The organism is Litorimonas sp. (assembly GCA_029936425.1).
Lineage (GTDB): Bacteria > Pseudomonadota > Alphaproteobacteria > Caulobacterales > Maricaulaceae > Litorimonas.
Map to the genome: position 1 here is coordinate 22,982 of JAPYSU010000013.1, position 22,488 is coordinate 45,469.

21 protein-coding genes are annotated in these 22,488 nt (G+C 52.8%); 12 read left to right on the plus strand and 9 right to left on the minus strand.

The window, feature by feature from the left end; translation table 11 throughout:
- The first annotated feature begins 7 nt into the window (after positions 1–7).
- From ACN0IC_RS11110 to recF, 3 genes are all read left to right on the plus strand, one after another.
- Positions 8–1,429 (plus strand): phospholipase D-like domain-containing protein, encoded by a 1,422-nt coding sequence (locus ACN0IC_RS11110; RefSeq protein WP_416878850.1) that lies wholly within the window; start codon positions 8–10, stop codon positions 1,427–1,429.
- 167 nt (positions 1,430–1,596) lie between these two features.
- Complete coding sequence (gene dnaN / locus ACN0IC_RS11115) at positions 1,597–2,700, plus strand: DNA polymerase III subunit beta (protein ID WP_416878851.1); 1,104 nt, start codon at positions 1,597–1,599, stop codon at positions 2,698–2,700.
- Positions 2,701–2,732: 32 nt separating this feature from the next.
- Positions 2,733–3,857 (plus strand): DNA replication/repair protein RecF, encoded by a 1,125-nt coding sequence (gene recF, locus ACN0IC_RS11120; protein ID WP_416878852.1) that lies wholly within the window; start codon positions 2,733–2,735, stop codon positions 3,855–3,857.
- A 130-nt stretch (positions 3,858–3,987) separates the two neighbouring features.
- On the opposite strand, the gene ACN0IC_RS11125 is transcribed toward recF, so the two are convergent.
- Positions 3,988–5,214 carry an FAD-dependent monooxygenase gene (locus tag ACN0IC_RS11125; protein ID WP_416878853.1) on the minus strand — a complete coding sequence of 409 codons (1,227 nt, stop codon included), beginning with the start codon at positions 5,212–5,214 and terminating at the stop codon, positions 3,988–3,990.
- A gap of 15 nt (positions 5,215–5,229) precedes the next feature.
- Between ACN0IC_RS11125 and xth the strand changes: the two genes are divergently transcribed.
- The gene (xth, locus tag ACN0IC_RS11130; protein ID WP_416878854.1) at positions 5,230–6,150 is read left to right on the plus strand and encodes an exodeoxyribonuclease III; all 921 of its coding nucleotides are present in this window, start codon (positions 5,230–5,232) and stop codon (positions 6,148–6,150) included.
- 1 nt (position 6,151) lies between these two features.
- Here xth and ACN0IC_RS11135 read toward each other — a convergent pair whose 3' ends face one another.
- The gene (locus ACN0IC_RS11135) at positions 6,152–7,192 is read right to left on the minus strand and encodes a cupin-like domain-containing protein (protein WP_416878855.1); all 1,041 of its coding nucleotides are present in this window, start codon (positions 7,190–7,192) and stop codon (positions 6,152–6,154) included.
- A gap of 27 nt (positions 7,193–7,219) precedes the next feature.
- Positions 7,220–7,927: a response regulator transcription factor gene (locus ACN0IC_RS11140; RefSeq protein ID WP_416878856.1), complete on the minus strand. Its 708-nt coding sequence runs from the start codon at positions 7,925–7,927 to the stop codon at positions 7,220–7,222.
- Positions 7,928–8,038: 111 nt separating this feature from the next.
- On the opposite strand from ACN0IC_RS11140, the gene ACN0IC_RS11145 reads away from it, so the two are divergent.
- Complete coding sequence (locus ACN0IC_RS11145) at positions 8,039–8,569, plus strand: L,D-transpeptidase family protein (protein ID WP_416878857.1); 531 nt, start codon at positions 8,039–8,041, stop codon at positions 8,567–8,569.
- On the opposite strand, the gene ACN0IC_RS11150 is transcribed toward ACN0IC_RS11145, so the two are convergent.
- Entirely contained in the window at positions 8,560–9,264 is a 705-nt protein-coding gene (locus ACN0IC_RS11150) for a YggS family pyridoxal phosphate-dependent enzyme (RefSeq protein WP_416878858.1), read from the minus strand. The two genes, ACN0IC_RS11145 and ACN0IC_RS11150, sit on opposite strands and share 10 nt — an antisense overlap.
- Here ACN0IC_RS11150 and ACN0IC_RS11155 point away from each other — a divergent pair.
- Both ACN0IC_RS11155 and ACN0IC_RS11160 read left to right on the plus strand, forming a co-directional pair.
- Complete coding sequence (locus tag ACN0IC_RS11155) at positions 9,263–9,901, plus strand: thiamine phosphate synthase (RefSeq protein WP_416878859.1); 639 nt, start codon at positions 9,263–9,265, stop codon at positions 9,899–9,901. The genes ACN0IC_RS11150 and ACN0IC_RS11155 overlap by 2 nt on opposite strands.
- On the plus strand, positions 9,891–10,214 hold the full coding sequence (locus tag ACN0IC_RS11160; RefSeq protein WP_416878860.1) for a GNAT family N-acetyltransferase: 324 nt from the start codon (positions 9,891–9,893) through the stop codon (positions 10,212–10,214). Before ACN0IC_RS11155 ends, ACN0IC_RS11160 begins: the two co-directional genes overlap by 11 nt.
- Positions 10,215–10,220: 6 nt before the next feature.
- On the opposite strand, the gene ACN0IC_RS11165 is transcribed toward ACN0IC_RS11160, so the two are convergent.
- A complete protein-coding gene (locus ACN0IC_RS11165; RefSeq protein WP_416878861.1) occupies positions 10,221–12,035 on the minus strand; it encodes a porin in 1,815 nt (604 codons plus the stop codon).
- A gap of 231 nt (positions 12,036–12,266) precedes the next feature.
- Between ACN0IC_RS11165 and ACN0IC_RS11170 the strand changes: the two genes are divergently transcribed.
- From ACN0IC_RS11170 to ACN0IC_RS11190, 5 genes are all read left to right on the plus strand, one after another.
- The gene (locus ACN0IC_RS11170) at positions 12,267–12,731 is read left to right on the plus strand and encodes a DUF3576 domain-containing protein (protein WP_416878862.1); all 465 of its coding nucleotides are present in this window, start codon (positions 12,267–12,269) and stop codon (positions 12,729–12,731) included.
- Between the two features lie 168 nt (positions 12,732–12,899).
- The gene (gene leuS, locus ACN0IC_RS11175; RefSeq protein ID WP_416878863.1) at positions 12,900–15,584 is read left to right on the plus strand and encodes a leucine--tRNA ligase; all 2,685 of its coding nucleotides are present in this window, start codon (positions 12,900–12,902) and stop codon (positions 15,582–15,584) included.
- A 9-nt stretch (positions 15,585–15,593) separates the two neighbouring features.
- Complete coding sequence (locus tag ACN0IC_RS11180) at positions 15,594–16,130, plus strand: hypothetical protein (protein WP_416878864.1); 537 nt, start codon at positions 15,594–15,596, stop codon at positions 16,128–16,130.
- Positions 16,131–16,140: 10 nt separating this feature from the next.
- Positions 16,141–17,190 (plus strand): DNA polymerase III subunit delta, encoded by a 1,050-nt coding sequence (gene holA / locus ACN0IC_RS11185; RefSeq protein WP_416878865.1) that lies wholly within the window; start codon positions 16,141–16,143, stop codon positions 17,188–17,190.
- A 5-nt stretch (positions 17,191–17,195) separates the two neighbouring features.
- Positions 17,196–18,089 (plus strand): mechanosensitive ion channel family protein, encoded by an 894-nt coding sequence (locus tag ACN0IC_RS11190; protein WP_416878866.1) that lies wholly within the window; start codon positions 17,196–17,198, stop codon positions 18,087–18,089.
- A 24-nt stretch (positions 18,090–18,113) separates the two neighbouring features.
- Here ACN0IC_RS11190 and ACN0IC_RS11195 read toward each other — a convergent pair whose 3' ends face one another.
- From ACN0IC_RS11195 to mnmG, 4 genes are read right to left on the minus strand one after another with little or no spacing between them, the layout of a single operon-like run.
- Positions 18,114–19,076 carry a ParB/RepB/Spo0J family partition protein gene (locus ACN0IC_RS11195; RefSeq protein ID WP_416878867.1) on the minus strand — a complete coding sequence of 321 codons (963 nt, stop codon included), beginning with the start codon at positions 19,074–19,076 and terminating at the stop codon, positions 18,114–18,116.
- A 32-nt stretch (positions 19,077–19,108) separates the two neighbouring features.
- A complete protein-coding gene (locus ACN0IC_RS11200; protein WP_416878868.1) occupies positions 19,109–19,918 on the minus strand; it encodes a ParA family protein in 810 nt (269 codons plus the stop codon).
- On the minus strand, positions 19,919–20,539 hold the full coding sequence (gene rsmG, locus ACN0IC_RS11205; protein ID WP_416878869.1) for a 16S rRNA (guanine(527)-N(7))-methyltransferase RsmG: 621 nt from the start codon (positions 20,537–20,539) through the stop codon (positions 19,919–19,921).
- Complete coding sequence (gene mnmG / locus ACN0IC_RS11210; RefSeq protein WP_416878870.1) at positions 20,529–22,400, minus strand: tRNA uridine-5-carboxymethylaminomethyl(34) synthesis enzyme MnmG; 1,872 nt, start codon at positions 22,398–22,400, stop codon at positions 20,529–20,531. Before mnmG ends, rsmG begins: the two co-directional genes overlap by 11 nt.
- Positions 22,401–22,488: the final 88 nt, after the last annotated feature.

A 22,488-nucleotide genomic window follows, 5' to 3' on the forward strand; every position in this document is an offset into this window, starting at 1 on the left:
TCCTGATATGAAATATCTTAAAAGGTCTATTGCCCTTCTTATTTTTGTTTTTATCGCATTTTTTGCGGCTTGTCACAGCTATAAACCCTTACCGGAAGGCCTTGCCCATACCGGCCAGAAATTCCCGGCTTCAGAAGTGACCTTTCTCGGCGATAATTCCTGGATAGATGAGGCCGGAAACCGCCAGCTTGATCACGAAATCTTTGACGCTGTTTTTGAACTTATAGGCGAGGCCCGGCGGCTCGTTATATTGGACATGTTTTTGTTCAATGACTTTCAAGGCCCGCAGCCGGAAAGGCACCGCCTTCTCTCCTCGGAACTGACGGCGGCTCTCTTAGCGCAAAAGGCCGCCTATCCCGATATCCGGATTGTGGTCATCACTGACCCCCTGAATACAATTTACGGAGGGCAGGAGTCGGCGTATTTTCAGGACATGCGGGCGGCAGGAATTGATGTCGTGATGACTGACCTTGCGCCATTGCGGGATAGCAATCCGATCTATTCCTGGTTCTGGCGACTTTTTATTCGCCCGTTTGGCAATGAAACAGGAGGTGTATTTCCGAACCCGCTGGGGCAGGGCAAGGTCACTGCGCGTAGTTATTTGGCGCTCGCCAATTTCAAAGCCAATCACAGAAAAACCCTCTTCGCCGATACACCGTCCGGTTACGCCGGTCTTGTCACTTCGGCAAATCCCCATGACGGCAGTAGCGCTCATCGAAACACAGCCGTCCGTTTTACGGGCGCAGCCGCGATAGATTTGCTTAAAACCGAAAATGCGGTTTTGGCTTTATCGGGCCGGGCCCCCATCCCCTTGCCCAAGCCCGCGCCTCAACGTGACGCCGAAGCTTACGTTCAAATCGTCACGGAGCGCGCCATCAAAGCTTCTGTGCTCAACCATATAAACGCGGCCGGCCGCGGCGATCAGATAGATTTGATAATGTTCTATCTCTCCGAAGACGACATTATTGAGGCTCTCCTGGCGGCCAAGGAACGGGGCGCGAATCTGCGTTTACTACTGGATCCTAATAAGGATGCATTCGGTCATGAAAAAGACGGCGTTCCCAACCGTCCTGTTGCGGCCAAACTTCACAAACAGGACATAAAAATTCGTTGGGCCAATGTTAAAGGGGAGCAGTCTCATACAAAAATGCTTCTGCTCACAGCTGAGCAAGGGGAGTCCGTCATGATTGCCGGATCAGCCAATTATACGCGCCGCAATATAAATAATTATAATCTGGAAACCAATGTGGTCGTGACAGGGCCGGCAGAGGCGGAGGTCTTTTCAGAGGCCCAAAGCTATTTTGAGACCTCATGGAAGAACAAAGACGCTCAGAGTTACAGCCTCCCCTATACTGCCTATGCCGATGACAGTCTGTTATTGCGCCTGAAGTCCGGATTTATGGAAAAGAGCGGCATTAGCACATTTTGAAATTCAATTTTGCCGGAGTCCCTTTCTCTGGCTCAAAGCGTAATTTCTCCCCACCTCTCACGGCATTGCCTCTTGCCTATAACCCACGCATGATTATGGTTAGCCTCCACGTTTTCGGAAGGGGTCGAAAGCCTTTCCCACATGCCAAATAGAATGGAACATAGCAGATGAAACTGTCCATTGAACGCAGCGCCTTGATGAAGGCCTTGGGCCATGTCCAGAATGTTGTGGAACGCCGCAACACGATCCCGATTTTGTCCAATGTCCTGATAACCGCCGAAGAAGGCCAGGTTAATATGGTGGCGACCGATCTTGATATTGAAATGTCCGAAGCGACAGAGGCCGATGTCAGCCAACCGGGCCAGATTACTGCCCCGGCCCATACGCTCTATGACATTGTTCGTAAACTGTCTGACGGAGCGCAGGTGGTTTTGCAGATAAATAGTGAAGACCGTCTCGACGTCGATGCGGGGCGCGCCCACTTCACTCTGCCGCTATTGCCCTCCGGAGACTTCCCCAAAATGACGGCGGAAGGCTTTACACATGAGTTCGTTCTGCCGGCCAAAGCTCTGCTGCGTTTGATCGACAAAACAAAATTTGCCATCTCGACCGAAGAAACGCGCTATTACCTCAACGGCATTTATATGCACGCCAATGCGGGTAAATTACGCTGCGTCGCAACAGACGGCCACCGCTTGGCTCTGGCCGAGGCGGAGCTGCCTGCCGGCGCAGACGGACTTCCCGGCGTCATTGTCCCGCGCAAAACAGTTGCGGAAATTCGCCGCCTGATTGACGGCTCTGACGCCGAAGTCGCCATCAGCGTGTCCGAGGCCAAAATCCGCTTCACAACCGGAAACGCGGTTCTGACGTCTAAACTGATAGATGGTACTTTCCCGGATTACGAGCGGGTCATCCCAAAGAACAACCCGAAAGAACTGACCATCGACAACAAAGTTTTCGCTGATGCCGTAGACCGCGTCTCGACCATTTCAGCAGAAAAATCTCGGTCTATTAAAATGGGCCTGGGCGACGACAATCTGGCTCTGACAGTGAATAACCCTGAATCCGGCCATGCACGCGAAGAGCTTAAAGTCGATTACAGCGAAGAGGCGCTGGAAATAGGGTTCAACGCCAAATATTTGCTTGATGTGACGGCGCAGATCGAAGGCCGCGACGCGACTTTCTATCTCGACAGCCCGGCCAGCCCGGCTTTGGTCAAAGACAGCGAAGACCCGGACGCTCTTTTTGTGCTCATGCCGCTTCGTGTTTAAGGTTTGAAGGCTTTTGAATTTATAGGTGACGTGTGACTTATATCGCGTCTCTACGCCTTTCAGACTTTCGCAATTACAGCTCGCTGGATATCAATTTCGGGCCGGAACCTGTTGTACTTTACGGCCCGAACGGCTCAGGTAAAACCAACCTTCTTGAAGCGCTTTCCTTTCTTTCGCCCGGACGCGGTCTGCGGCGCGCAAAAGTCAGCGATATTGCAAGACGGGATGGCGCCGGGCAGGCCCCGGCCTGGGGCCTGAATGTCACCCTCCCGGATGAAACCCGTATCAATATAGGCCAAATTCCAGAACACCCCGGACGCCGCGTGCTTCGTGTAGATGGCAGCCCGGCGACAGGGACGCAGCTTGCGGAACGACTTAATCTAATGTGGCTGACCCCGGCCCAGGACAGACTTTTTACAGGCCCGGCCGGAGACCGCCGAAAATTTCTGGATAGATTCGCCATGGCGCATAACTCCGGACATGGGCTGACAAGCTCCCGCTATGAAAAAGCCCGTTCGGAACGCAACCGTCTGCTTTCGGATCAAATCAATGATTCCCGCTGGTTTGACGCTTTGGAAACGGATCTCGCCTATCACGGCGCGCGAATTGCGGAGGCCCGCGCCATAACTCTGACAGCGCTTCGCGATGAAATTGCGGCGCGTGACACCGTCTTTCCGAAGGCCGGATTGTCGCTAGACGGAGACTATGAAACCGCAATTCTGGAAGGGCAAAATGTTGAGGTGGTAGAAGAAAGTCTTCGGCGAGCCCTGCGAGATGGCCGGAGCCTTGCCCAGCGGGCCGGGCGCACCTTGATAGGACCGCATAGATCCGATCTAAAAGTAACGCATATAGCCAAGTCCATGCCCGCCGAAGACTGCTCTACCGGAGAACAAAAAGCTTTGTTAATCGGATTATTTCTGGCTCAGGCGCGGTCTAAACAATCGGGAGCGCAACAAGGCCGTAAACCGATATTACTTCTGGATGAAGTGGCGGCCCATTTGGATGAAGGGCGCCGCGCCGCCATGATAGAGGAGCTCCTCGCCCTGGAGACGCAACTTTTTATGACCGGCACAGACCGTCATTTGTTTGAGGCGTTTCAGGGGCGCGCACAGTTTTTCGAGGTGTCCGCTGGCGAGGTCGAAAGGAAAGCTTCCTGAAATCGCTAAACTTCAAATAAAATGCCCTGACACGCGAAGGTGACAGGGCAAAGCATCGGAACGGGGCACAATGTCCGATGGTAACTTAGTTACGTTCCATATCGGAAGAGGGGGCAATAAAAAACTGAGTTTATTTGCTTAAAAGTTCAGGCAGGTCACCTAAGTCCCCTGCCGCCTCTCGCATAATCAGGTCTTTCAGGCCCTCGGACCCATTAACGGCGCTAAGACCTAATCGCCGAATGTGGCCTAGCGCCTTGCCAAAAGGACGGCGTAACGGAGATGTAGACGGATTGAATATATAAGACAGCCCATCTGTCGCGGTGGCAAGCGCCGTCACGTCGCTCCGCCGCCAATCCTGATAATCTCCCAATATGGCCCCGCCAATATCCTGCCCTGTTTGCCGCGCAGACTTGAGAACATCATGCAAGGTCGCCGCGTCGCGCAGACCCAGATTTAGCCCCTGACCCGCGAGCGGATGAATGACGTGAGCCGCATCCCCGACCAGAACCAGGCGTGTTGCGACATAATCCTGCGCGAGTTGAAGGTGAAGTGGATAGCTTTGGCGCGGCGCGCTCAAAGACAGCTCGCCGAGATGATCGCCAATCCGCAAAGTCAGCTCCGTCAAAAAGTCGGCGTCGGAAATGGTGATTGCCGCTTTCACGGCCGCGCTCTTATCGCTCCAGACAATCTGGCTGCGCTGGCCCGTGAGAGGGAGGACGGCCAACGGCCCGCCCGGCAAAAAACGCTGCAAAGCCAGGCCGTCATGCGGGAGGCTATGGGAGATCGTTGTGACGAGAGCACTTTGTCCGTAATGCCGCCCGTCTATGGCGATGCCTGCGCCGCCCCGGATTCCTGACTTCGCGCCGTCCGCGGCAATGAGAAGTTTTGCCGTAACGCTTTTACCGTCAACTTCCGCCGTTACGCCGGAAATAGTGTGAGTGACATTTTTTACCTGCGCCGGAGAGATTATGTCTATCTGATCGGCTGACTTGAGCTTCTCTTGCAGGGCTAAATAAAGCTGCTTGTTCTCAATCATCTGAGCCGTATCGGAGTCAGAGACTTCGGGCCCGAAATGCAATCGCCAAACCGGATCGTCTCCGACATTTCCGTCAGTAATCAGCATGTCATGCATCGGCTGCAAATGGTTGGAAAGCGGCAATTCAAGTCGGTTTAAAAACCGCAGTGAAGACGCAGACAACGCGGAGGCCCGGCCGTCATCTTGTCCGGACGTATTGGATAGAATATCCCGCCCATCTGCCAGAGCAATTTTCAGCCCGTCAAGTTTGGCGCAGGCCAGGGCTGTCACCTGACCCACCAGACCACCCCCGACAATCAATATATCATATTCATTTTTCACGAGATGAAACCTAACATGAAAACAGTTGGGAAACAGGGCCTAAAATTGCGGCATTTAGGGTTACAATTGCGCCCTGAACCGCCTATCCCTGCTCTTATGAAAATTAAACTCGCCAGCTGGAACATAAATTCCGTTCGTCTCCGGATCGATCAGGTCATCCGTTTTTTAGAGGAGCAGAAACCGGATATACTTGGCCTTCAGGAAATCAAATGCCAGGAAGAGCAATTTCCTTTCGAGGCGTTCAAAGAAGCCGGTTATCCCTATATCGAAGTGTCCGGACAAAAAGGCTATCACGGCGCGGCGACAGTCTCCCGCCTACCCATGGAGCGCCTGCCGACCAGCTTCTGTCCGCTGGATCATGCCCGCCATGTCAGTACACGCGTTATCGCCAAAGGCGAAAATTGCGATCAGGACTTTGAATTTCATAATTTCTATATTCCCGCCGGCGGAGATATCGCTGATCCCGAAATAAATGATAAGTTTCGGCACAAGCTTGATTTTCTTGAGACCATGCGCGTTTATTTCACCGAACGCTTTGCCAAGGGCGATAACCAGCAGGTCCTGGTCGGAGACTTTAATATCGCGCCGCATGAAAATGACGTTTGGAGTCATAAACAGCTTTTGAAAGTGGTCAGCCATACCCCTATGGAAGTCGAAACCTTGGCTACGCTTCAAGCGACGCATGACTTCACGGATACGGCGCGGCTGTTTCGCGAAGACGACGAAAAACTTTACAGCTGGTGGTCTTACCGCGCGCGGGACGTGATGAAATCAAACCGGGGCCGCCGTCTGGACCACATCTGGGTCAGCCCAGCGCTCAAACCCTGCGTCGAAGCGGTGGGTCGAGAGGGGTACGAAATCCACACGCCTTGCCGGATTTGGGAAAAACCGTCAGACCACGTTCCGATTACGCAGGTCATGGATTTAACAGATTAGGTTAGGAGAGGGGCGGGGGAGATAAACCCAGAATAGGCCCCAAAACTGTGAGTAATTGATGCGCCGCGGCCCGGCGGTCTGCTTCACTTAGCCCCCCAAGCATACCTCTTGCCTCTTCAGGTAAATGGGACATTGGCGTTTCGTCCTCGGGGCGAAATACAAATCTTTCAAAAACACCCTGCCAGACAGATCTTTCTTCGGGTTGAAGGCTGTGAAACGCCATAATTGCATGAAGCAAAGCGGCTTTTGGGTTGTTTGTCAGAGGGCGGCTGTCTGACCACCAATAATTTATGAGCATATTAAGCGGGGCTGTTGCCTGCATATGATGCCACCAGCCATAGGGAATATAAAGCGCGTCTCCGGCTTTCAGCTTTCCCCGAAGGGCTGCGCTCAAAGCCTTTTCAAACCTGGGGTGTTTTTCAAAATCCGGTTCCTCGACATTTGCTGTACTGACAAAAACACCTCCCGGAGCTGTCTCGAGGGGTCCGGGATAAAGATTTGACAATTGTTCCGGCGGGAAAAGTGTAGCGGTTCGCTCCCCCATCACTACGAGAGCAATATTTTCGCTTGGGTCAAAGTGGGTCTGAACCGTTGTTTCTCCGCCGATCCAGGCTCTGGGAGCTACATCCTTCAAATAAGGCATGACATTTTCTGCAATAACGCTAGGCATATAATCTGCCATTGGAACAGACTGCACATATCGTGACGGCGACCCAATTTCCGCCGACTCTCTCAAAATGTCCTGAAGCGCAGCCGAAAGTGTTTGCGGCACATATTCAAAATTCTGTGTTCGAAAGTTTTCTGAATAATAAAACTGACCTTTAACCTCCGGCGGAGCCAGAAGAGATTGAAGTTCGCGGCCCGTTTCTTGGGCGCTCAAATAGCTGAATAAGGCTGCGGGGCCTTTTTTCGCCTTTTTAATCAGAGGCCAGTCCAAACAGACCCGCCTCAAAATAGCAGGTTGGCCGAGGGGGCGAATTTTCGAGTGAAAGTCTTCCGGACTCGGCGAGAAATATTCAGAAATGGGCGTAAAATCAGACATTAATTACGATTGAAAATTTAAAATTAATTAGTCCAAAGCCAGCCGGTAGCCGCCTGGTTCTGTCATGAGCAAGGTCGCCACGCCTTTCTCAGGCTCGATTTTCTGGCGTAGGCGGTAAACATGGGTTTCCAGCGTGTGCGTTGTGACGCCGGAATTATACCCCCAGACTTCTTCCAACAGCTCTTCGCGCGCAACAGGCTTTCCGCCCGCGCGGTAAAGATATTTCAGAATATTGGTTTCTTTTTCAGTCAGGCGAATATCGCGCACCGGGCGCGCGCCTTCCTCTTGTGGCGGGGTGAGGCGCTTGAAGGCAGGTTTGAAGGCATAAGGCCCAATCTGGAAAATGGCTTCTTCGCTTTGCTCGAAGCTACGCAGATGCGCGCGCAAACGGGCAAGCAGAACAGAAAACCGAAACGGTTTGGTGACATAATCATTCGCCCCGGAATTCAGGCCCAGAATTTCGTTCATTTCGCCGTCATTTCCGGTCAGCATGACAATAGGCGCCGCGACGCCGGCCTTTCGCATCAACTCGCAGGCCTCGGTGCCCAGCATGTCCGGAAGGTCCACATCCAGAACGATCAAATCAAATGTCTGGTTTTTCGCGGTTTTGATACCGTCCGTCGCGGTGCCGACATCGACGGTTTCAAACTCATCATAAACCGCGAATTGATCTACCAGCTCGGCCCGCAGAGTTTCATCATCATCGACCAGTAGAAGTCTTTTTTTCACAGCCATAATAGTCGTCCTTTAGCGGAAATTCTCAAGTTTTGGCGTGTTTTATTCCCTCAACAGCCTTAAAGCTAATCGCAGTTCATACAAGTGGCATCACAAAAAAGAGAGGCGTGCATGAGTGAAAAACCCGAATTACGAATTAATTGCGCCTCAGAAACCGCCAACCTTGGAGAGCTTGTCCTGCCTTGCCGCATTGGAAAGGGCGGCTATATTGACGGTGCCAAAGGCCGTGAAGGGGATGCAAAATCCCCTCTTGGTCTATATCATCTGCGGTGGGGATTTTACCGGGCGGACAGACTGCCCGGACCGCCGCGGCACTTTGAGGCCCCACTTACATGGCGGGCGATGGAAAAACTTGACGGTTGGGCAGATGACGTTACCGACCCGGCCTATAATCGCTTTATCAAGCTCCCCTGTAATGCGAGCCATGAAGCCCTTTGGCGAGAGGACGGGGCTTATGATATTGTTCTCGTCATAAGCCATAATGACAGCCCGCCGACTGCCGGCTTGGGCAGCGCCGTCTTCCTTCATATCGCGCAGCCGGATGACCGGCGGACTTTGGGCTGCATTGCATTTGCGCCGGAAGACATGACGCGCCTCCTGCCGCATCTACAGCAAGACATGGCGGTCAGGCTTTATGAATAATCGCGCTCGCCGAATAAGGCTGACCCGACGCGCACGGACGTGGCGCCAATTTCAATCGCTGTTTCGAAATCGGCGCTCATTCCCATGGAAAGCTTTTCAACTCCGACATCCGCGGCCAATTTCTTGAGCAGCCAGAAATGCGGTGACGGCGCTTCATTCAGAGGAGGGATACACATTAACCCTTCGGGTGTCAGATCATATTCCTCTCGCATTTTTTTGATGAAGGTCGGAAGGTCTTCAGGTGAAAGGCCGGACTTTTGCGGCTCCTCCCCTGTGTTCACCTGTACATAAAGGCGCGGGAAATTGGCTGCCGTCTCTTTCGCCTTGGCCAGGGTTTTAAGGAGTTTTTCTCGGTCCACCGTTTCAATCACATCAAACAGATCGACGGCGTCCTGGGTTTTATTACTTTGCAGGGGGCCTACCAAGCGCAGTTCCAGCCCATCCCGTTGAGACTGGAACGTGTCTCCCCAGCGGGTCTGCGCTTCCTGTACCCGGTTTTCGCCAAATATCTTCTGTCCCGTTTCGAGCATAGCCGCGACCCGCGCGTCAGGCTGCACCTTGCTGATCGCGACCAAGGCAATATCCTCGGCCGAGCGGTCTGAACGCTTTGCCGCCTCGCCCATTCGGTTTAAAACCTCTTCCCGCTTGGACTTAATATTGGATGTGGTAGTATCGGATGTGGTCGTATCTGGCATGACATCCCCTTACGAAACCTGGCCGGGTTTGCAAAGCCATCCCTTAGGGCGGGAGGCGCTAAAAATTCGGCAGGCATACTCTAAGTCCTGCCGTCTTTCCCCGCTTATCGCTCTGAGCGATCCGGTTCGAACGCCTGATATAATTAGCTGGGCCAAGGCCCTGCCGGAGCATTGCGCAGTTATCTATCGGTTTGAGACCTTTGACGCCCAACTTGCCAAAGCGCTGCGGGAAATTACGAGGGCCAAATCTCAGCAATTTCTTATTCGCTCTGAAACCCATTCCGATCTTTCCGATGGTCATCATTTTAAACGCAGCGCTGATCTCGGAAGAATTACCAAAAAGCGAAGCGATGACCCCGGCGCCCTGTTGACGCTGGCGGCGATAAAAGAGGGTCGCTATTCAGAGCCCCTGCCCGCTTTGGACGGATTACTGGTGTCCGCTATTTTTCCGAGCGAAAGTCCCAGTGCAGGAACGCCCATCGGGACTGACGCGTTAAAACAGAGAACACAAAAATGGGATGTCCCGATTTTTGCACTGGGCGGGGTCACGGTTCAAACGGCCCCAGCCTTAATAGGTACAAATATTGCCGGAATTGCAGCTATCGGGGCCCTGAAGGAAGACAAAAATGGCCGATAAAGACATAGATATCACCAAAGAAGAAGGCGGCGACACAATTACGTTCAAAGCCACACTGCCGGACCACTCGGACGAGGCGGAATTGGTTTTATCCAATATTTCCGATAATCTCTATAATGCCCATCATACGGGCGTGCCGAAATCCATGGGCGGCAAAGGCGTCGGGACGGCCCTTGTCAAAGCCATGTCCGAAGACGCCCGCGATCTGGGCTATAAGGTTGTACCCGGCTGCCCTTTTGTGGAGGCGTGGTTCAAGCGGAAACCCAATTGGGCGAAAATGGCGGCGGCGGAGCCGGAGCTTTTCACAAAATAGGGGTTCTTAAAACTCGAAGCCGCCTTCAATAAAGAGCGCTGTCGCTTTTTCCTTTTGCGGACTCAAAGTGGTGCCTGAAAGGCCCTGTGTTTCGCGCTCAATATATTGGGCCCCTGCCCCCACTCTGAATTTATCAAAGTCATATGTGAGTCCGGCGACAAATTGGTCTGATGTCAGATTGACGTTTTTATCCTTGGCATGGCCATAACCAAGGGTCACGCCTAGGTCAGAGGGCTTCCAGGTGGCGCCAATGTCCCAAGCCTCATAATCCCCGTTTTGCAGTCCGTTATTGGATTGCAGAAATGATCCGCCAAGCGTGATATCCATCCAGGACGCCTCGGCCCCGAGATTAAAGCTTTCCAGATCATCCAGACCGGCAAATCCGCTTTGTTCTGACCCTCTGGCATATGTCGCCGTGCCTTCAATGGAGAGGCCGTTATCAAATGTTCTGTCGAGAGCCAGACCGACTTCGAAAATATCTTCCAGATCAGGAGCCAATGTTCCGGTTTCGTCATTGCGTTTGACGCAATAATCGACGCCGCAGGCGCGGGCATTGAGGGCGTAGGATCCGCCAAATTGCACGCCAAAGCCAATGCTATCACCCAAAAGGCGCGGGCTGGTATAGGTAACCTTCTCTGAAAATCCGGACGCGTCATTGACGGTTTTGACGCTATCAAGCCCTGTATAGTCGACAGAAGAGTTTGACGCCCCCACAGCCAGAAGACTTGGCGCGCCGAGACTGAACAAATAAGCCGCCCCGTCATCGCGCCCAATTGTAACATCGCCATAAGCGCTGCGAAGGAATAAGTGGGCGCTTTCGAGGGCAATGCGTCCGTCTTCGGCCACGTCCGGACCATCGGTGTAGAAACGGGAGGTGTGTCCGCGAAGCGCGGTCGGAACGCCGTTCACCAGGGCCGAAGAACAGCCCGCGACGGTCGGCGGACAATCTGTAATCCGGCCGCCAAAGCCGCGGCGGAATTTATCATATTGCGCCCGCCCCTCGAGATTTATGCCGTATTCATAGCCTGTATCGGTGATCGCGCTGACTTCAAACTCCGCTTTGGCGTCGCCGACAAACTCCTCGCTCCAGTCGGACTCTGAGGACACATCATCGTCGCGGGTGACAGCCGCCACGCCGCCTTTGATAAAGCCTCTGAGAATTGTTGTCAGATTACCGAGCCCCATTCTGTCTTTCCAGCTTCGCGGCGCCATAGGCCCGGATTGCGGAGGGTAGTTCTGCGGCGGAGCGCTTTGGGGAGGATAGTTTTGCGGGGCGGCTTGACCATAGGCCTGATTATAGGTCTGGCCATAGGGCGAGCCCTGCGGCGCAGGATATCCACGGCCCGGTAACTGCTCCGGCGGGACATAGGCATTGGGCTGCGTTGAGCGCGTCTGTGGATATTGGCCTGTCCCGTATTGCGCGGGTTTGGACGGCGCAAAAGGAGAGGCCGAAGGCGCGCCGCTATATTGATACGGGCTGGATCCGCTGCTGGGGGGATAGTTTTGCAGGGCTTGTGTTTGAGAGGGTTGAGCTGCTCGGGACGCGGGCGCGTTTTGAGGTGGGTACGCTTGAGACGTTACGGCTCGTTGAGAATTTTGCTCTGGCGCGCGATATTGCGGGGACGGGTCCCGTCTCTGCGGTTGAGGCGCTTGAGTTTCGGGCGTCTCCCACGCCTGCGAATTTCCGGTATTTGCAAAAGGCGACTGCGCGCTGGCGATGGTCATACCGCCAAGAACCGCGACGATGACCGGCCCTAGAAAATAAGCATAGCGAGGCGCAGCAAACCGGGACTGATCGTCATATGAGTTTGACTGGGTCAATATCTGCCGCCTTCCTGCTTTCTGTCGTTGGGGCCTAGAGAATCACAACAGGCCCGCATTAACCTTTTGTGTGGCAGAGTCCCCCCTAAAAAATGGTTAACAAAGTTTAAAATCTGCAGTCTTAAGGGGTTTTTCTCTGTCCGCCCAAACCGCTTTCCTGCAAACAGAGTCTGGCCCTGTCAAAATTTTACGTTATAAGCCGCAAAAGCTTTCTTATATTCGGAGCCTTAAATGTCTTTCAAATTCTCACGCCCTCTCCTTTTGAGTGCTGCCTTTGCCCTTATCACGGCCCCGGCCCTGTCCGCCTGCGGCACACTAGGTATTGGCGGCAAGAAAAAAGCCCGCGCTGTCTCTCAAACGCAAGCGCCGAATATGGGTGTGAATTCTTATTTGTGGCGCGCGTCTCTCGAAACGCTCAACTTTATGCCTCTGGCCGAAGTCGATCCGTTTGGCGGCGTGATCGTCACAGACTGGTATGCGTCTGAAAATGCCCCGAATGAGCGCTTCAAGGCCAATGTCTATATTCTGGACACAGCGCTTCGCGCAGATGCGTTGAAAGCCTCAATTTTCAAACAAACCCGCGGCCCCGCAGGCTGGTCAGACGCGTCGGTTGATGCCGATACGGCTCGTCAGATCGAAAACTCTATCCTGACACGCGCCCGCCAGCTTTATATCGCGACCGTCGATAGCCAATAGGCATTTTGGAAAGCTGTGAAGTGAATTCTCCCGGTCCCCGCGTGCCGGGATTTTCGTTTGTGGGCCGGGATTTTTGTTAGCCCGCGCGGCATTAGGGCCGTTGCGCCTCGCGCCTGATGCTATAGAGACAGGTTTACAATCATAATCTGAATGAGTTCGAGAGTTTTCATGTCCGATAAAGACACATCCCGATATAATGCCGCAGAAGTCGAGCCGCGCTGGCAAAACGTCTGGGCCGAACGCGATGTTTACCGCGCCAAGGACGATAGCGGCAAACCGAAATTTTACGCGCTCGAAATGTTTCCTTACCCCTCTGGCCGCATTCACATGGGCCATGTCCGTAACTACGCCATGGGCGATGTCGTCGCGCGCTATAAAAAAGCGCAAGGGTTTGAAGTGCTCCACCCGATGGGCTGGGATGCATTTGGTATGCCGGCCGAAAACGCGGCCAAGGAAAACGGCGGCCATCCGAAAGATTGGACTTACGGCAATATCGACGCCATGCGCGCGCCGATGCAGCGGCTTGGCTTTGCGCTGGATTGGTCGCGCGAATTCGCGACCTGCGACGAGGCTTATTACAAGCAGCAACAGGCCATTTTCCTGAAATTCTGGGATAAGGGTCTTGTGTACCGTAAAACCGCCAAGGTGAATTGGGACCCGGTCGATAACACCGTGCTTGCCAATGAACAGGTCATTGACGGCAAGGGCTGGCGCTCCGGCGCGGTCGTCGAGCAGCGCGACATGGATCAATGGTTTTTCAAAATTACCAATTACGCGGAAGAACTTCTCGAAGGCCTCGATACACTGGATCGCTGGCCGGAAAAGGTCCGCACCATGCAAGCCAATTGGATTGGCAAGTCCGAAGGGCTGGAGATGCGGTTTGAATGGGCAAGACCTTACTCGTTTGCACATTTACAGCCCTCACCAGAGGCTGAACCCCATCAAAACATATTAGAGGTTACTGATTATGGGCCTCCTGAGGCCATTCTAGCAACAACTGAAAATCCGTTTCAAATGGGCGTTGAAGTTTTTACAACCCGCCCTGATACACTTTTCGGCGCATCCTTTATTGCGCTTTCACCTGACCACCCATTTACGAAAAAACTAGCTAAGCAAAACTCTAAAATCGAAAGTTTTCGGAAAGATTGCGCAAAAATCGGGACAACCGAAGAAGCCATTGCGACTGCCCCCAAGCTTGGTTTCGATACGGGATTGAAAGTTAAACATCCTTTTATAGACGGCAAAACCCTTCCTGTCTGGATCGCGAACTTTGTCTTGATGGGGTATGGGACCGGCGCGATTTTCGGCTGTCCGGCTCATGATCAACGCGACCTTGATTTTGCGCGGAAATATGATCTCGACGTGACTCCGGTGGTTCTCCCTGAGGGCGAGAGCGCGGAGAGTTATGACGTCGAAAACGAAGCCTATACGGGCGAAGGCATATTATTTAATTCCGACTTCCTAAATGGTTTGAATAAAGAAAAAGGTATTCCGAAAGCTATCGATGCTATCGAGGAAGTTGGTTTTGGTCACGGCGTGACAAATTACCGTCTGCGTGATTGGGGCGTGTCGCGCCAACGTTATTGGGGCTGCCCGATTCCGGTTATTCATTGCGAGGATTGCGGCGCCCTGCCCGTACCGGAAAAAGACCTGCCAGTTGCCCTGCCCTATGATAATATCGACCTGACCATTCCGGGTAATCCTCTGGACCGCCATCCGACATTCAAACATGTCGATTGCCCGAAATGCGGAAAAGCGGCGCGGCGCGAAACGGATACGCTCGATACATTTGCCGATAGTTCCTGGTATTTTGCGCGCTTTGCCGGCGGCAATACGGACGATAGACCGTTTGATAAAAAAGCGGCGAGCGAATGGCTCCCCGTCGATCAATATGTCGGCGGCGTGGAACATGCCGTGCTTCACCTTCTCTATGCGCGTTTCTTTACGCGCGGCCTGCGCGATTGCGGCCTGCTCGACTTGCCAAGCGGCGAACCTTTTGCGGGTCTGTTCACTCAGGGCATGGTGACTCACGCAGTCTTTACCGATGAAGACGGGAACTTTATTGTTCCTGCTGATGTCGATGAAAAAGACGGACAGCTTATCAATCTGAATTCAGGCAAGCCCGTCACCAAGGGCGATGTCATCAAGATGTCGAAGTCCAAGAAAAATGTCGTCGACCCGGACGATATTATAAAAACTTACGGCGCAGATGTGGCGCGCTGGTTTGTGCTCTCCGACTCTCCGCCCGAGCGGGATGTGGAATGGACAGAATCCGGCGTTATCGGCGCCTGGCGGTTTTCCAAAAAGGTCTGGTCACTTGTCGCGGGTGTTGAAAAAGGCGACCCAATGGTCGTAGCCGCAAACGCTTCGGGCGAGGCCCTTGAGCTTCGCCGATTTGCGCATAAGGCAATGGAGAAAATCACCAGCGGCATCGAAGCTTTCCGCTTCAACACCTCGGTCGCGCAAATATATGAGCTGACCAACGCTCTGTCCAAATACAAGACCAATGACGATGCCAAAATGGAAGCGCTCGGCATCCTTATCCGCTCAATCGCGCCCTTCATGCCGCATCTGGCCGAGGAATGCTGGCAAGCGCTTGGCGGAGACGACCTCGTCTATCACGCGCCCTGGCCCAAGGTGGATGAGGACATGCTGGTCGAAGACACGGTCACCCTGCCCGTTCAAGTTAATGGCAAGCGACGGTCGGAAATTAATGTGCCCGCCGATATGGCAAAAGACGACATTGAAGCGCTCGCCAGAGCGGATGAAAGTGTTGTTCGGTCCATAGAAGGTCTGACTATCCGAAAAGTCATTATTGTCCCGGGCCGGATTGTGAATATAGTAGCGAATTAGGAGCCCGTTATGCGTAAATTTGCTGTTTTAACCACTGCCTGCCTCAGCCTCGGAGTTTTGGGATTATCTGCCTGCGGGTTTACGCCGATGCATTCCCCTCAGGCGCTTTCGCTGGACGGGGCGCAGCCTCTCCAGATGATTACGGTCGACATGAAAGACGGCAAAGACGTCAATGACAAGGAAGCGGGCTTTTTTGTCCTCCAACGTCTTCGTGACCGCGTCGGAACGAATAGCGGTAAATACACGCTAACCGTGACGCCGTCCTGGCGCCGGGGGCGATTGGGTATTTCCGCCAATGATGTGGCGTCTCGCTATGACGGTACGGTGACGGCTAATTACGTCCTGACCGAAACTAAGACCGGAAATATTCTCGACAGAGGCCGCGTTACGGCGGTGTCAACCTTTGCCGCTTCCAGAGATCCTTACGGCGTTATCGCATCCAATGACAACGCCATTCAGACCACAGCGGCAGAAGCGGCAGATCGCCTGATTGTCAAATTGGCGGGGTATTTCTCAGATTCGAAAGACGCGCCCGAAGCCGAATGAAGCCGCCGACATGAAACTGACCGGCACGCGCGCGACAAAATTTCTCGACTCCCCGCCCTCTGACATTATCGGCGTGTTGCTCTTTGGGCCGGATCGGGGCTTGGTCAAATCCCGCAGTGCGGCGCTTTCGCAAAAGTTTATGCCCAATGAGGATGCGTTCGGCACGACCATTCTGACGGCAGATGATCTCTCTGGCGATCCGGCCCGCCTCGCCGATGAGATGAGCGCGCTGTCTTTACTTGGTGACGACCGATTGGTCAGGCTGCGCCTCGATCACGAGCGAAACGGCGCGGTGATTTCCAAGCTCATAAAACAATTCGATACGGAGCCTGAAAAAGCGGAAGCCAAACTTATCATCGAAGCCGGGGACATGACCCCGCGTTCCGCTATCCGTAAGGCCTGCGAAGCCGCTGGGAATTTTGCCTCTATCGGCTGTTATGCCGCCAGTGCAAAAGATCTGGCCCAGCAAATCAAATCCACCTTTTCAGAGTTGAACATAGGGATAGACCCCGACGCGCTTGAACACTGGCTGCCCTTACTGGAGGGCGATCACGCCCTCGCCACGAATGAAATTGAAAAAATGGCGCTTTATAAAGGCTATGGCAAAGCTGCAGGCGCGGTTGTGACAATGTCGGACATACGGGCGGTAGCCGCCGGCGGGCAAAGCGCTTCAATAGATTCGATTGTTATGCAAACCCTAAGCGGTGATGTCGAAAGCGCGGATGCCAGCTATCGCCGGGCCATGAGCGGAAAGGTCAATCCGGTTTCCGTTCTCATTGGACTGCAGCGCCATCTTTTGCGCCTTATCGAAGCGTCCATGTCCCTCGAAAGCGGTGAAAATATGGGGCAGGCCTTGCGATCGCTTCGCCCGCCCGTCTTTGCCATGCAGGAAGATTTATTCAGGCAGCACCTTTCCATCTGGCCTTTGACTATGTTACGCCGCGCTCTGATACAAAGCCAAAAGGCGGAACGAGAGATTAAAACCGCAGCCTCCCCCGCCGAGGCGATTATGGGCCGCCTATTACTGGCCCTGTCCTCTTACGCCGGAAAAAGGATCTAGGATTGATGGAAGAATTTAGTCAAATGTGGACCAAAACAACGGAACAGTTTCCTCTGCTGATTGCAGGGATTATGACTGTTGCAGCCGCTCTCGCTATACTGGTTATCGGGTGGGTTTTTGCGAGATGGGTTAGGGGGCGTGTCAATAAGGTCAAATTCGGAAAACACGAAATAGACCCGACATTACGGCCTGTTATAGCTTCCGTTGTCTTTTACATTGTTATGGCAATGACGCTTTATGCCTTCCTGATAAAGTTGGGCGTACCGCCGGCATCTCTCTTGGCCGTATTTGGCGCCGCAGGCCTGGCGATTGGTCTCGCGCTGAAAGACACGCTCTCCAATATTGCCGCCGGCGTCATGATGCTGATTCTCCGCCCTCTTGCCGTGGGGGACTTTGTCGAAACGGACGGTTTCGCCGGAACGGTGACGGAGCTTGGTCTGTTTGCCACGACCGTAAAGTCGTTTGATGGCCTTTTCATGTATGTCCCGAATTCGCAGGTCTGGACAGATAAGCTTGTTAATTATGGACGGCACCAGAACCGGAAGGCGATTATTGATATCGGCGTCGGCTATGATACGGATCTCGCGAAATGCCGGGATTTGATGCTGGAAGCGATGTCCAATTTTGAAGGCGTCACAGAAGAGCCGACCCCGCCCGAAGCTTATGTGATGGGATTTGGAGATAGCGCTATTGATATGAATTTCCGATGCTGGATGCCGGGGGATAACTGGTTCAAACGCGCATCAGATCTTCGCATTCATATGAAAGAGACGCTCGATAAAGCGGATATCGAAATTCCATTCCCGCAGCGCGTCCTGACTATGACCGAAGCGCCGGTAAAGGTGGATATGAAGACCCCGCCAAAACGATCTTCCACGACGAAAAAGTCTTCTAAATAATTATTTTGACGCGGCGGGCCGTCTTTAGCTTTTCAGCCTTCGGATGATTTCCTCAAGCTGGTCGCCGCTTTTATAGGTTATTTTCAGGCTGCCGCCTGGGCCTTTATGGTTCAGATCGACCTGTAAGCCGAGCGCGTCCGTCATTTTGTGCTCAAGCGCCTGAGTATCGGCGTCTTTATAGTGTCTGGCTTTCGTCGCTTTTCCATCCGATTTTTTTATGCGGCGCACCCAATCTTCGGCTTCGCGCACACTCAGTTTCTTATCTGCGATTTCACCGGCCAGAGCGAGGGGGTCAGGAGCAGAAATAATCGCTCTCGCATGACCGGCCGAGATTTCGCCTTTCGCCAGCATTTCCTGAGCCAGTTTCGGAAGTTTCAAAAGGCGGAGCATATTGGCAATATGTGAGCGGGACTTGCCGACGGCCTCTGCCACCTCTTCCTGTTTGCGGTAAAAATCGTTTATCAGCGATTCATAGGCTTGGGCCTCTTCGATCGGGTTGAGATCTGCGCGCTGAACATTCTCAATAACGCCGATTTGCAGGACTTCCTCATCGTTCAAATCCCGAATGAGAACCGGCATGGCTGTTAAGCCCGCGGCTGTGGCGGCTTGCCAGCGGCGTTCCCCCGCAACAATCTGAAATCTGGTATCTTCTTTATTCGACAGAGGGCGAACCAATATCGGCTGCAAAACGCCTTTGGCTTTGATGGATTCCGTCAGCTCGGAGAGTTTTTCCTTGTCAAAATACCTTCTTGGCTGCTCCGGGTTTCGTTCCAATCTGTCGATAGATAAAAACTGCACGCGGCGGCTATTGAGGTCCGGGGTTTCAGCTACGCCCCGCTCTTTCGGTTTGGCTTTGCTCTCAGTTACATTTTGCTCTTTAGAAAGTGGGCCGACATCACTCATCAAGGCAGAAAGACCCCGCCCCAATCCCCGGGCGGAGGTTTTCTTTTTTTCTGTCCCGGATTTATCTTTGGAAGAATTGGACATAGTCTAAACCTTTGAAATAAAACAATTATCAGTCATGAAGACTTTGTTTTCTGATGTCGGGACAATATCTCAGCGGCCAATTGCCGATAGGCGACTGACCCTGCGCATGTCGGATCATAAGTCAGAACCGGCTGTCCAAAAGACGGCGCCTCGGCAATTCTGACATTTCGCGGAATCAGCGTTTTAAAAACAGCGCGGCCTAAATGCTTTCTGACGTCGTCTGCCACCTGTGAGGACAGACGGTTTCGTTGGTCATACATGGTCAGCATCACGCCATCGATCACCAGATTTGGGTTTAAATTGGCTTTGGCCATTTCAACGGTTTTCAAAAGCTGACTCAGACCTTCCAGGGCAAAAAACTCGCACTGTAGAGGGACAATAACGGATCGGGCCGCGCAAAGAGCGTTAATCGTCAGAAGGTTGAGGGAAGGGGGGCAATCCACGAGCACGTAATCATATTTTTCTCCGCCCTGACGTACCATTTCGGCAATAGCGTCGCGCAACAGGACCGTCCGGCCTTCTTTATTGCCGATTTCCATTTCGGCAGCGGACAGATCAATATGAGAGGGGATGATAGATAAGCCGCTAACGGAGGTCTCAGAAATGGATTCGCGAAGGGGAAGTCCGTCAGTCAACACGTGATAAATTGATTTGTCTCGATTTTGACGCCCGACCCCCAGCCCGGTAGACGCATTGCCCTGCGGGTCGATATCGATCAAGAGAACAGACTGGCCTTCCAACGCCAGAGCCGCCGCAAGGTTGATAGAGGTTGTCGTTTTTCCAACACCGCCTTTTTGATTCACAATCGCAATAACGCGCATTTCATCAACCTTTTCCGTCACTTAACGGCGGGATACATTTTCGATCCTTAAAATGCAGCCGCCTTCATCAGACAAACTTTTTACCGCCTCACACTCAAATGTCCATTGCGTGCGGGCTATTTCCAACTCTTCGTCCACAGCCGCTCCTTTCAATAAAATGAGCTGTGTGTGGTCGGCAATAAATCGTTCGGAATAAGAAAACAGCCGATTAAGCGGGGCAAACGCCCTCGCGGTGATGACATCTGCCGGGAAAGGATCGAGCGATTCAATCCGGCCCGAGTGAATTTCAGTTGGCAAATCCAGTTCCCGGCTGACAGTCTTCAAGAAACTCGCTTTTTTACCTGCAGACTCCGTTAAAAACACCCGGGCTTTCGGAATGGGGGATTGCGCAATCGCGACAGAAAGGCCCGGAAACCCTCCGCCTGATCCAAAATCCAGGCAGTTTTTGTCATTTTCTCGCAAAAAAGGGGTGATCTGCCAACTATCTAGCGCATGACGTGTCCAAAATTCGGGAAGTGTCGATTTTGCAACAAGATTAATCTTGGCATTCCACTTTACCAATAGCTTATGCCAAAGTTGGTACTTCTCAAATGTTTCACGTGAAACATTGGTTTCTCTCAGAAATTTGTCCTCAGGCCGCACGGTTTTGTTTTTTAATAAAAGCCAATACGGCCATTAAGGCTCCAGGCGTAACGCCTTCCATTTTAGACGCTTCCCCAAGAGTTTCAGGGCGTTGCGCCGTCAACTTCTGGCGCACTTCGTTAGAGAGACCTCCGATTTTTGAATAGTCCAAGGAGTCGGGGATTCTCAAACCTGCATCCCGCCGAAAAGCTTCGATATCCCGCGCCTGCCGTTCCAGATATCCGGCATAAGTGGCGTGTGTTTTCAAATATTGTTTTTGTTCTCCTGAGAGATCGCCAAGCTCGGGCCAGATTTGAGTCAGGTCGCTGATTTCAATATCCGGATAGGATAACAGATCAATTACATTTCGGCTGACGCCATCCTGATTGATTGACAGACCTTTGCTTTTGAGGACGTTAGGCGACTCTTCCAAACTCTCTGCCAGAGATTTTGCCTTTGCATAACCCTCGTGTTTCACGTGAAACATTTCCTCGCGGGCTTCAGTCACCATACCAAGATCAATCGCTATAGGTGTCAGGCGTGTATCGGCATTATCTGCGCGAAGGGCCAATCTATATTCAGCGCGAGATGTGAACATACGGTAGGGCTCAGTAACGCCCTTCGTCACAAGGTCGTCAATCATGACGCCGATATAGGCCTGACTTCGATCCAGAATAAGCGCCTCTCGCCCTTGCTCCGCCAGTGCCGCATTAGATCCGGCAATTAGCCCTTGAGCCCCTGCTTCTTCATATCCGGTCGTTCCATTAATTTGGCCTGCCAAATACAGACCCCCAAGCTTTTTGACTTCCAGAGTTCGGCGTAACTCTCTTGGGTCCACGTAATCATATTCGATAGCATAACCGTAGCGCTCCACGACAACATTTTCCAAGCTCCTCATCGTTCTCAGGAATTTATCCTGCACTTCTTCAGGAAGGGAGGAAGAAATTCCGTTCGGATAGACCACGTCTCCATCTGGGTTTCCGGGAAGGCCTTCTGGCTCAAGGAAAACCTGATGACGGTCACGATCGGCAAACCGAACAACTTTGTCTTCGATCGAGGGACAATATCGAGGCCCCCGGCCGGATATCGACCCATTATTGACGGATGACAAAGTAATATTGTCCCGAATGACTTTATGTGTCTCTGCATTTGTGTGGGTAATCCCGCATTCAATTTGAGGGACAGAAATTTTGGAGTTCAGGAAAGAAAAGGCAATGGGCTCGGCATCAGCCGCCTGCATTTCAAGCGACTCCCAATCAATGGAGCTTTTCCGAAGGCGCGCCGGCGTGCCCGTCTTGAGCCGGCCCATATCTAGTCCGAGATTATAAAGCCTCTCACTCAATCCGATAGCTGGAGCTTCGCCGACGCGGCCCGCCGGGATGCGGGTGTCACCAATATGGATCATGCCCTTCAGAAACGTTCCTGTTGTCAAAACAACCCGGCTTGTTGCCAAGTGCGATCCATCTTCCAGTAAAACGCCGCAAACGCGCCCATCTTCAACAATGAGATCCTCCGCTGCGCCCGCCATCAGAGTCAGATTTTCGGTCTCAGCCATCGCCGCCTGCATGGCGTTGCGATACAAAAACCGGTCGGATTGGGTGCGCGGTCCTTGCACAGCAGGGCCCTTTGATCTGTTTAGCAAACGAAACTGAATGCCGGATTGATCCGCGACCACCCCCATCACACCGCCCATAGCGTCGATTTCTCGAACCAGGTGACCTTTGCCCAAACCGCCAATAGCGGGGTTACAAGACATTTCGCCAATCGTTTCGAGTTTATGTGTCAAAAGAAGGGTATTTGCACCCAGCCGCGCCGATGCGCTCGCCGCTTCACAGCCTGCGTGCCCGCCCCCAATAATAATGACATCCCATTTTTGGGTCATAAGGTTGTACTCAATGTTTCACGTGAAACAAAAAATCCGTAGTTATTTCCCGCCCCAATAAGGCTTTCCATCTACTCTGTCGAGAGGA